This is a genomic window from Rhodothermus profundi (genome assembly GCF_900142415.1).
Lineage (GTDB): Bacteria > Bacteroidota > Rhodothermia > Rhodothermales > Rhodothermaceae > Rhodothermus > Rhodothermus profundi.
Genome location: NZ_FRAU01000017.1, coordinates 1 through 2,211, shown reverse-complemented (window position 1 = coordinate 2,211; position 2,211 = coordinate 1). Strand labels below are relative to the sequence as shown.

At 55.4% G+C, this 2,211-nt stretch carries 1 protein-coding gene; it reads left to right on the top strand.

Going from position 1 to position 2,211, the window contains the following annotated elements; genetic code table 11:
• Nucleotides 1-1,291: 1,291 nt before the first annotated feature.
• Nucleotides 1,292-2,211 (top strand): hypothetical protein (locus BUA15_RS13490; RefSeq protein WP_143149633.1); only part of this gene is annotated, 920 nt, incomplete at its 3' end.

Sequence of the window (2,211 nt, the reverse complement as noted above, 5' to 3'; positions counted from 1 at the left end):
GCCAGTGGCTTGTATTTCTATCGCCTCACGGCCGGCAGCTTCGTCCAACAACGCAAAATCATCCTCGTCAAGTAGCTAAAAGCCGCCCTAAAGGCAAAGTATACAAAGTCGAAGAATGTGCTGGTAGGCCACAATGTTGGCCGCGGTTGCCCTATTGTTTTAGTAGGGGGTAAGTGCACTATATCTCAAAATTGAGTAGAGCCGTTGATACCCCTTGATACCTCGTAAGCAGCCTGCGCCAGCAGTCAATAGAGGCGGACGCACGATCCATGCACATCGAACGAATAAAAGTTTTCTCGAGCCTTATTGCTATGGAGTAATCTACCATATGCTGCTCAGACATCGGTAGCCTCCAGCTAGCGTAACTTGAAGCAGTATTGCCCGTCAGCAAGTCGGTAGCCAGCAGCGAATTATGTGGACGTAGCCATTTCCGAGCATAGCTTTCAGCACGTAGCAGTCACCACAGCCATTCAGTCCTTAAAATCAGGAATACACACTCCCATGTTTTTTATAGAAAATGCTTCAGAAAAAGAGGCGGTTAATCGACAGATGCTACCACACCCAATCCATATCCTCCGAATTATGCTGCGCCACAGCTTCCCTGGAACAGGTCAATTGGGACCAGAAAGATCACTTGTCTATTGCAAATTCCGCATACTTGCTCCAGATTTTTTATTAGCATGCCTGTAAGGCAGAGACTGAGCCGGGTTTACCTGAAAGCAAACTCCCTATAGTAGCATGGAACCCTTTCCTCCCCATCTGCCCACGGTCATCAGCGTTCACAAGCTTCAGGGCCCATTGCTTATTACGTCAAATATTGGCCACTACCCCAGCGTATTGCCTATTGCCAGTCAGATGCTTCGGTTCACTGCACCGCTGCATCAGAATCTGTGCTGCAGAAGCCGCCCTCCTCCTGTCTCCCTGTAATTATCTTTCAGCCCGCCCTGCAAACCATCCCGGATGGATTGCCTCCTCAGTGCAGCAGTAAGTAGCGCATCTCTGCCCGCTGGCGTGGCCCTTCCGTGATACGGTATGCATGTGCAGATGCTTGGAGGGTTTTCACGGATTGAATCTTATACCGAACATCTGGGCCATGTCAGCGCATCTTTTTCAGAGAAAAGTCTCCAGATATGCATCAGCGGTTACCCGCATTCAAGGTGCAAAACAGCTCTGTGGCGCTCTAATCGTATGGTTGGTCCTGTCGGGGCTGCCTCCCAGGATATGGGCGCAGCATAGCACTCTGCTGCAAAAGACGGCCGACCAACTCCAGGTTGCCATCGACACCGCCTCTATGGCCCTTTATCTCGATCCTCAGCTTACCGCGCTGCTTGCGCTTGCGGAGCAACTTCCCGGTAATCTCTCCCATCCCTTCACACTGGGTGTGCTTTACCTGGCCCGACATGACGCGCAAGGTAACGTCCTGTGGCCCGCTGAGAACATGCCCCCCGGATGGTACCGCATCGCGCTGCACCCGCAGTCCGACAGCACCTATGCCATTGTGGTGGAGGATGTCAAAGGCCGTCAGGCTACTTTTCCTGCCACACTGGCCGAAACACTTCCTCCCAGCCTGGACGACGCTGCCTTCCAGGCAGGCATTGTCGCCTATGGCGATGCCATCGACTTCCTGGCCCGCCTGAACAGCCGACAGCAGGTACGATTCCGCATCCCCAGGTCTTCCGTCCCCCAACCCGCTCCCGAAACCGATCCCGTCGAATCTACCACCCGGCAAGCCCTCTTGCAGGTGCTCCATGAACTTCAACAACTGGGAACACTTGATTCCACGCGGGTGCTGATCACCTCCTCCGACAACGTCGTGATGGCCAGCGCACTGGCCCCTGACATATCCCCTCTCTCCGAAGCACAACTTCAAGACGGCCTCTCCTTCGGCGTCTTCATCGCTGCCCGCAAACATCCCCAGCGCACGCTGGGCGAAGCCGTCCGTTTTGAGATCCAACGCATCGACAGCCTGCGTTACGTGCTGCAGCGCATCGACGCCCTGGGCAAAACCATCGCTGTTGATACGCTGGCTCCCCGGCCCTGGCAGCGACCACCGGCCCAGGCCCTCCATATCGCCCTGGCAGTCGGACGCCCGCCGGAGGTGTGTCTTGCTGTTCCTGAGGGGGCGTTGTGCTTTTTCTGGCCGTTGACGGCCGCCATTCCGCAGGAGATTGCCGCCGTTCCAGGCGACGGCTCGGTCGTGCTAACCTGGCA